The sequence below is a fragment of the Micromonospora qiuiae genome, from assembly GCF_016863555.1.
Lineage (GTDB): Bacteria > Actinomycetota > Actinomycetes > Mycobacteriales > Micromonosporaceae > Micromonospora > Micromonospora qiuiae.
Genome location: NZ_BOPC01000065.1, coordinates 41,725 through 50,220, shown reverse-complemented (window position 1 = coordinate 50,220; position 8,496 = coordinate 41,725). Strand labels below are relative to the sequence as shown.

The 8,496-nt window shown below is 72.2% G+C and carries 6 protein-coding genes; 2 read left to right on the top strand and 4 right to left on the bottom strand.

All coding sequences use genetic code 11. The features are described from left to right. Nucleotides 1-464: 464 nt before the first annotated feature. The 4 genes from Vqi01_RS22150 to Vqi01_RS22135 form a co-directional block, all read right to left on the bottom strand. Nucleotides 465-1,700 carry an MFS transporter gene (locus Vqi01_RS22150; protein WP_204036754.1) on the bottom strand — a complete coding sequence of 412 codons (1,236 nt, stop codon included), beginning with the start codon at nt 1,698-1,700 and terminating at the stop codon, nt 465-467. A 72-nt stretch (nt 1,701-1,772) separates the two neighbouring features. After that, the gene (locus Vqi01_RS22145; RefSeq protein ID WP_204036753.1) at nt 1,773-2,354 is read right to left on the bottom strand and encodes an isochorismatase family protein; all 582 of its coding nucleotides are present in this window, start codon (nt 2,352-2,354) and stop codon (nt 1,773-1,775) included. A gap of 14 nt (nt 2,355-2,368) precedes the next feature. Beyond that, nucleotides 2,369-3,655: a nicotinate phosphoribosyltransferase gene (locus tag Vqi01_RS22140; RefSeq protein ID WP_204036752.1), complete on the bottom strand. Its 1,287-nt coding sequence runs from the start codon at nt 3,653-3,655 to the stop codon at nt 2,369-2,371. A 16-nt stretch (nt 3,656-3,671) separates the two neighbouring features. Next, complete coding sequence (locus Vqi01_RS22135; protein WP_239098576.1) at nt 3,672-6,293, bottom strand: LuxR C-terminal-related transcriptional regulator; 2,622 nt, start codon at nt 6,291-6,293, stop codon at nt 3,672-3,674. A 257-nt stretch (nt 6,294-6,550) separates the two neighbouring features. Here Vqi01_RS22135 and Vqi01_RS22130 point away from each other — a divergent pair, with 257 nt between their 5' ends. Both Vqi01_RS22130 and clpS read left to right on the top strand, forming a co-directional pair. Beyond that, on the top strand, nt 6,551-8,068 hold the full coding sequence (locus tag Vqi01_RS22130) for a P-loop NTPase family protein (protein WP_204036750.1): 1,518 nt from the start codon (nt 6,551-6,553) through the stop codon (nt 8,066-8,068). Between the two features lie 136 nt (nt 8,069-8,204). After that, nucleotides 8,205-8,495 (top strand): ATP-dependent Clp protease adapter ClpS, encoded by a 291-nt coding sequence (clpS, locus tag Vqi01_RS22125; RefSeq protein WP_204036749.1) that lies wholly within the window; start codon nt 8,205-8,207, stop codon nt 8,493-8,495. The last annotated feature ends 1 nt before the right edge of the window (nt 8,496 follow it).

Sequence of the window (8,496 nt, the reverse complement as noted above, 5' to 3'; positions counted from 1 at the left end):
ACCCCGCCCTGCCCCGCCCCACCCCGCCCCACCCCGCCCCTTCTCCGCGCCTCACCCCTCCGCGATCTTGCACTTTCGGTCGCTCGATACTGGGTCAAAAGCCGCGAATGGGCGACCAAAAGTGCAAGATCGCGGGCCTCGGCGCGTGCCGCATCAGGCGGACCTGAGGAGTGCGCCAATGCAGCGACGTCGAGATGTCCTCGGGAGGCGGCGAACTGACCGGTGCGCAGAATCACCTCGCCCCGATATGTCCTGAAAGTCACCCCCCCCAGTGTGGTGGATCTTGGACTCGGAAGGCCCCTCTGGGGGCAGAAAGTGTCCAAGATTGCCTGCCAGGGGGTGTACGGGGCAGTAGAGGGGAGGGCCGGCAATCCGAGCAGGGCCGGCAATCCGAGCGTCGACTCGGTGTGCGGTGTTGGGGTGGGGGGTGGGTGGATCAGATGGTTCCGGTGGGGGTGGGTGGATCAGGCGGTTCCGGTGGGGGTGGCGGGCATGTTGGCGGGTGCGGGTGCGGGTGCGGGTTCGGCGCCCGGGGTGGTGGGGCGGGGGCGGCGTAGCGCGGTCGGCAGCACCGCTAGCGCGACCACGGCGCCGATCACGCCGGTGGCGGCAAAGCCCCACAGCGGCGCCGAGGCGTCGATCACGGCTCCGGCCAGCGGGGCGCCGACGGCGATGCCGACGGTGACCGCCGAGCCGTGCAGCCCCATCGCCTCGCCCCGGACGCTGGCCGGAGCGAGATGGCTGACCGTGTCGGAGGTGGCCGCGAGGGTGGGTGCGCAGAGCATGCCGGCGGGGATCAGCGCCAGGCAGAGCAGCCACCAGTGCGAGCCGCCCAGCCCGACCGGGATGGTGCACAGGCTCAACGCGCCCATCAGCACGACCGGGGGGAACGTGCGGTGGATCGCGCCGTACGCGAAGCCACCCACCAGCGACGCGACCGCCCACACGGAGAGTACGGCGCCGGTGAAGGCGGCATCGCCGTTCTCCCGCAGCATGGCGATGACCGCAACGTCGGTGCCGCCGAGCACCAGGGTGGCCGCGGTGCTCACCGCGAACACGGCGACCATCCGCGAGGTGAGCCACTGCCGGCGGGGGATCCTCGGCTGTGGCCCGGTCGCCTCGCCGGCGCTGCGCACCGGCGGGTTGAGCAGCCACAGCACGATGCCGGCGGCGACGATGCCGGCGCCGACCAGGTGGAGCGTGAGGCGGGCCGAGATGGTGGTCACACCGACCGTGGCGAGGGCGGGGCCGATCATGAACGACAGCTCGACGGACATCGAGTCCAGCGCGTACGCCGGTCGACGCTGCTCCGGTGGGACCAGCGCGGCGATGGACTGCCGGATCACCGAGAAGACCGGCAACGCCAGCAGGCCGGCCAGGAAGGCGGCGGGCAGCAGCAGCGGGTAGGAGAGCATCGGCGCGGTGGACCAGAAGATCGCCTCGGCAACGGTGGTGAGGACCAGCACCGGACGCAAGCCGCGATGGTCCACCAGCCGGCCGAGCAGCGGGCTGCCGATCGCCGCGCCGACGGTGATCGCCGCGCCGACCAGGCCGGCCGCCCCGTAGCCGCGCCCGAGATCCTGCACGACATAGAACGTCAGCGTCACGCCGATCGCGGTCATCGGGAGGCGGGCCAGTACCGCCACCAACAGCAACGACCTCAGGCCGGGCAGGGCGAGCGCCGCCCGGTAAGGCTTCATGTTCACAACGGTCCGTACCTCCGTCGGACATCCTCGACGGAAGGCAGGACCCCTCGCCAATGTATTACCGGATCATGCGGCTCTGATCACAGGGGCGCCGTGCATGGTGATCCCGGCACCGTCGAAGGCGCGCAACGCGACGTCGGTGGTGTCCGGTGCGACGGCCGCGGTCAGGTCCAGCAGCACGGTGGTGGCGAAGCCCTCCCGGGCCGCGTCCAGGGCGGTGGCCCGGACGCAGTGGTCGGTGGCGATGCCGACCACGTCGACCCGGTCCACCCCGTGCCGGCGCAGCCAGTCGGCCAGACCCTCGTCGTTCTCGGCGCGCCCCTCGAAGCCGGAGTACGCGGCAGAGTACTCACCCTTGTGGAAGATCGCCTCGATCCGGTCGGTGGCCAGTTCCGGGTGGAACTCCGAGCCGGGCGTGCCGACCACGCAGTGCCGGGGCCAGGTGCTCACGTAGTCCGGCGGGTCGCCGAAGTGCAGGCCGGGATCGATGTGGAAATCCTTGGTCGCCACCACGTGGTCCCAGCGGTCCGGCTCGGCGGCCAACAGCCGGGAGATGCCGGCGGCCACGGCCGCACCCCCCGCCACGGCCAGCGATCCGCCCTCGCAGAAGTCGTTCTGCACGTCGATGATGATCAGCGCGTTGCTCACCGAACTCGCTCCTTTCAATCGGCGGGTACCACGGTGACCGGGATCGCCGGGTCGCCCGCGGAAAGCTTCAGGCCCTCCCACGGAATGGAGATCAGGCACTGCCGCAGGTGCTCCCGCGACTCGTCCAGCGTCGGCAGCGCCATTGGCTCACCGTCCACCACGTACGACTGTTGCAGCAGCCGGTCGTTGGGGCGGCGGTCCGGCACGCCCTGCGGGACGATGATTTCCTCGGTGGCGGTGCCGGTGGGTTTGTGTCGCCGGACGGCCACCTTGCGCCCGCCGATGGTGGCTTTCTGCTCGGAGCGCTTGACCACTGCGTAGCCCTCCACCTCGACCAGCTTGTAGACCAGGCCCGCCGTCGGTGCTCCGGAGCCGGTGACCACGGCGGTGCCCGCACCGTACATGTCCACGGGTTCGGCGGCCAGCGCGGCGATGGCGTACTCGTCGAGATCACCAGAAACGATGATCTTGGTCTCGGTGGCGCCGAGCGAGTCCAGCAACTGACGGGACTGTTGAGCGATCACGGCCAGGTCGCCGGAGTCGATCCGGACGGCCCGCAGCTCGGGCCCGGCAACGTCGATCGCGTTGCGAATGCCCTCGCTGATGTCGTACGTGTCCACCAGCAGCGTGGTCTCCTTGCCCAGCGTGGCGACCTGCGAGGCGAACGCGGCCCGCTCGTCGTCCTGCAGCAGGGTGAAGGCGTGCGCGGCGGTCCCCGCGGTGGGGATGCCGTACCGCTGGCCGGCGGCCAGGTTGGAGGTGAACCGGAACCCGGCCAGGTACGCCGCGCGGGCGGCGGCGACCGCCGCCTCCTCGTGCGTCCGCCGTGCCCCCATCTCGATCAGGGTCCGGCCCCGGGCCGCGGTCACCATCCGGGCCGCCGCGGCGGCCACCGCGCAGTCGTGGTTGAGCACTGAGAGCACCAGTGTCTCCAGCACCACGCACTCGGCGAAGGTGCCGGAAACGGTCAGGATCGGCGAGCCGGGAAAGAACAGCTCACCCTCGGCGTACCCGTCGATGTCGCCGGTGAACCGGTAGTCGGCCAGCCAGGCGGCGGCCTGCTCGTCGACCACACCGCTGCGGCGCAGGAAGTCGATGTCGGCCGGGCCGAAGCGGAACTCGCGGATCAGGTCGATCAGCCGGGCGGTGCCGGCGACCACGCCGTAGCGGCGGCCGGCGGGCAGCCGGCGGGTGAACACCTCGAACACGCAGTGGCGATGCGCGGTGCCGTCCCGCAGGGCGGCGCTGATCATGGTCAGCTCGTAGTGATCGGTCAGCAGTGCGGGACTGAGGGTGTGCACATCCTCAGCCTAGGGTTCACGTCGCCGCCGTGTCGTCATGGCCCGGGATCGTCCGCAACGCCGCCCGCAGCTCCGCCCGCCCGGTCACCCCGAGCTTGCTGTAGATCCGTTGCAGGTGGTTCTCCACCGTCCGGGTCGAGAGAAAGAGCTGCTCGGCGATGGCCCGGCTGGTCTCGCCGTCCGCCGCGCGCCGGGCCACCTGCCACTCCCGATCGGTCAGCGTCGGCGTGGCCGTCCGCAGGGCCGGAGTGTGCACGATGTCACAGCAGCCGAGCAGGACGGCGAGCCGTTCGCTGGCTGCCGCGATGTCCGGGGAGCGGTCCCGACGCAACAGGTGCAACGCGACTGCCGCGGCCTCGGCGGCGGGCAGTGCCAGCCCGAGCTCCATGAAGCCGTCGGCGACGGACATCAGTTGCTCGGGCGAGCCGTCGGCCGCCGCCCGGGCGTGCCGGGCCAGCAGCGGAGGCAACTCGCCGTCGACCTGCTCCGACAGCTCCGTCAACCGCTGCGCGACCGTACGGCAGCTGCCGTCGGAGCAGGTCGGCCCGGTCGGCGCGGTGGCCTGGCCCAGGCGCACCAGGTCGTGCAGCACCAGCGTCTCGTATCCGGCGAAGCCGTCGGCACGCAGCCGCCCGACCAGCCCGTGCAGGTGCGTCACCGCGCCGGGCAGGTCGCCGCCGGCGGCGAGCGTGGCCGCCCGGGCCTGTTCCAGCCACGGGTACAGCACCGCCATGCTCCGCGCGTGGCTGTTGTCGGCCTCGGCCATCGCCTCGGCTGCCTGCCGGGCGTCACCGCGCAGCGCCGCGGCCTGGGCGCGCTCCGCCTGGGCCAGCCCGGCGTAGACCCGGCTGGTCGCCAGGATCGCGCAGGCGCCGAGGGCCGCCTGCATCGCGGTGTCGCTGCGCCCGCGCAGTCGCGCCGCGTACGCCCGCAGGATGGCCAGGTAGCCGCTGCCGAGCCGGAAGTCTCCCGCGTCGGCCAGGTCGGCGAACTCGTCGGCGACCAGGGTGTCGATGCCGGCCAGGTCGCCGGAGATCACCAGTCGGGTGCCCCGGGCCAGCTCCACCGCCAGTTGCAGATACGGCATGTCCACCCGCCAACTGGCCGCCTTCGCCTGGACGAGGTCCACCGCCATGGCGCTGCGGCGCAGCTGCCCCTGCACAGCCTGTAGGTGGGCGATGGTGCAGCGGGCCAGTTCGCGGGCGGCCACGCTGGCTGCCGGCCGGTCCAGCACGCCCTGGGCGAGCCGAAGCGCGGTCGGGGCGTCCAGCCGGTGCAGGCGCATGATCGACTCGAAGGCGGACACCCTGGCCTGGGCCGCGAGATCATTCAGCTCCGTACCGCGCCGGGCGATTTCCTCCACCGTGGATTCCTGGCTCAGCCCCCAGTAACTGACCATGCCCCGGACCGTCAGCCATCGGCTGAGCCGCTCCTCGTCGCCCGTGTCGGTGGCGACCGCGTCGAGCACCCCGAGCGCCTCGGCCGGCCGGTCGGCGAACATCAGGATGGTGGCCAGCAGTTCGGCCGCGTCGAACCCGCCGCCGGCGTCGAGCGCCGCGCGGGCCAGCCGGGTCGCCAGCGGTACGTCGTAGCGCGCGAACGCCTGCCCGGCCGCGGCGATCAGCATCGCGGGATCCTGCGCGGTGCCGGAGTCCAGCCGCCAGACCGCCACCCGCAGCAGGTCCTCCCGCCGTCGCTTGCCCACCCCCTCCAGCAGTTCGGCCAGGTGCGCCTGCAACCGGCGGGTCCGGCTGACCGGGCACTGCCGGCGGACCACCTCGCCGTAGAGCGGATGGCCCAGCCGGACGTCGAGCCGCCGGTCGGAGTTGACCATCATGATCAACCCGCGCTCCTCGGCGGTCTCCACGTCGGCCTCCTCCACGACCGTGTCGAGCAGTCGCAGGCCCAGCGGCTCGCCGAAGGCGACCAACTCGACCACCGTCCGTACGCCGGGGCTGAGGCGGCCGATCCGAATGTCGACCAGCTCGGTCAGGCTGGGTGCCAGCTCCAGCCGGCCGGTCCAGGTCCAGAGCCCGTACTGCTCGGTGAGTTCCTTGCTGCCCTGCACGGCGTGCACCAGCTCGCGCAGCAGCAGCGGGTTGCCAGCGCTCAGTTTGCCCAGCCGGTCCGCCGTGCGGTGTTCGACCGGACCTTCCAGGATGGCGGCGAGCAGACCGGCGGTATCGGTGGGCGGCAGCGGACTCAGCTCGGCGTGCTCGACCAGATCGTCGGTCCACAGTGCACGAATCGGTAGCGGGACCTGCTCGCCGTCGCGCAGGGTGCCCACCACACAGGCGTTCTCCGCCCGGGCCACCAGGTGCACCAGTGCGGCCGTGGGTGAGTCCAGCAGGTGCGCGTCGTCCACGGCGAGCACGATCCGCCGCCCGGCGGCCTGCTGCTGCAACAGGTCGACGGCCCACCGGAGGATGCCCGCCGGCGACAGCCCTTGCGGCTGTTCGACCGGAAGTACCTGCACCAGGCCGCCGAACGGCACCGCCGCGGTGGTGGCGCTGGCCGCGATCCATCCGACCGCGTACTGGTCTCCGGGGAGAGCGTCCACTCCCTCCCGTAACAACCGGCTCTTGCCGATGCCCGCGCTGCCGGTGAAAAAGATGCCACGCCCGAGCGTCCCGGTCACCGCCCTGTACAGACGGTCGAGTTCCGCCCGGCGGCCCACAAACCTCCACCGACCCATTCCCGCAGCATATCGACGGAGCTGTTATCGGGCTGGTAGCCCGGGCGGGAGAAGTTGAGTAGCCGGAGACGTACCACTGAGTATCTGAATTTTTCCTTCTCCGGCGCCGATGCGCCGTACTCTTCCGGAATCCGGATGCGGTAACCGGATGTTCATCGCGACCGGCGCCGCCGGCCGCCTGTCCTGGAGGACGCCGTCTGATGAAGCCGGGTCCGCTGCCCGACCTCGGTACGCCCGACGATGCCGCGCGGCCGCCCGGTCCCGGCCCCTTCCCACACCTGCTCGGCGTGGGCCGTACCGGCCCGGATGAGCCGCTTGCGGTGGTCGCCGTGGGGCCCGCCGGCGCGGGCCGTGTCGGCGTACTCGCCGCCGTGCTGGAACTCGATGACGAGATACTCAGCGTGCCGGCCGGCAGCTGGCTCGTGGTACGCGACGCGGCGGTGGCGACCCGGGTCGCGTACGTGCCCGGCTACCGGACGCCCTACTCGTACCGCGCGGATCTGCCGTCCGTCGGGCCGGCGTTGGCCCGGCCGCCGCGCCGGGTCGAGCTGAGTCTGCCCCAGCCGTTGCTGAGGCATTTCGCCCTGGTCGACACGCCCGACAACGGGCTGCTCGGGCGGTCCGGCGCCGGCGTGCTGCTCGACGCGGTGGGTCGGGCCGGCGCGCTGCTGTTCGTGATCGCGGCGGATCAGTCGTTCAGCGGCGACGAGTTGAACCTGCTCGCCGAAGTCGCCGGGACGGCGGTACGGGTCTTCTTCGCGGTGACGCCGGCCGCCGACGGTTGGGCGGTCCCGGAGAGCGCGGCGGCGGCGCAGGGCTCGGGGAAGTCCGGCGACCCGGCGGTGGACCCGGCAGGGGTCATCGTCTCGGCGCACCGGGCTGCGTTGCTCGCCGCGGTGCCGGGGCTGGCCGACGCCCGATGGTTCCCGATCGCGGACGGGAAGGCGGGCGAGTTGCGGCAGGCGCTGGTCGACTGGGCGTGCGACGAAGGGCTGCGCCGGGCCAGCTCGGAGCCGCCGGAGCTGCCCGGCGCACGCGGCCGGGTGCCGGTGCTGGCGGAGCCGGGGGAATGGTCCGAACGGCTCGACCGGCAGATCCGCGCGGCGGGCCGGCGGATCCGCCAGCATCTGGCGCTGGAGCTGGCTGACCTGCACCTGCGGGTGGTGCAGGAGATCCTTTTCGGCGTCGGCTGCGCCGGCCTGCCCCAGATGCTCGACCGGGAGCTGGAGGCGTTGTCGCTGCTGGCCACCGCGCAGTGCGATCACAGCGTCCGGGCGATCATCGACGATGTCGCCGGGCAGCTGTTCGGCACGCCTCTGTCCGAGGGCGTGCGCCGACGCATCAACGAGGCGGTCAGCTGGAGCCTGACCCACCACACGGCCGGGCCGGAGCTGGACCGGCTGCTGCTGGTCACCAGCGGTGCGGACGTGACGGGGATGACCGGCGGCGCCGCCCTCGACGCGTTGTCCGGGTATCCCGCGTCGGCCCGTACGGAGGTGCTCCCGCCGGTGGCGGTGGCCCTCTCCGGCGGCTGCTGGCAGCACTGGCGTACGCCGGGCCGGAACGACACGAACGACGCGCGCGCCTGGGTCCAGCGGGTGCTGCGGGAGATCGACCTGGAGTTGTCGCGGGAGGTGGCCCGCCGGTTCGAGGTGGTTCGTCTCTCGCTCGGCACGGTGCTCTCCGATGCCGCCGAACGTGGCACTCTGCGCGCCTGACCGTCCGGCCACCGGCGAGGTCGGGCCGCCGGGTGGGGCCGGGCGTGGTCACGGTGTGGCGGACTGTCATGGCGTTCCGGGCCGGTCCGGCGTTCCGGTTCCTCGGTTCCGCCGATCCGGTGGCACGATGGGGGGCATGGCGGCTCCACAGGTTGCACCGGTCGAGACTCCGGACACCGATGAGGTGCCGGCTCCCGACCGGCCGTGGGTGACGATCGTGTGGGACGACCCGGTCAACCTGATGACGTACGTGACCTGGGTGTTCCAGAAGCTTTTCGGCTACAGCCGGGAGAGGGCCGAGCAGCTCATGCTGGACGTGCATCACAAGGGCAAGGCCGTGGTCTCCAGCGGCGCCCGGGAGCGGATGGAACACGACGCCTCCCAACTGCACGCCTACGGCCTCTGGGCGACGGTGGATCGGTCGTGAG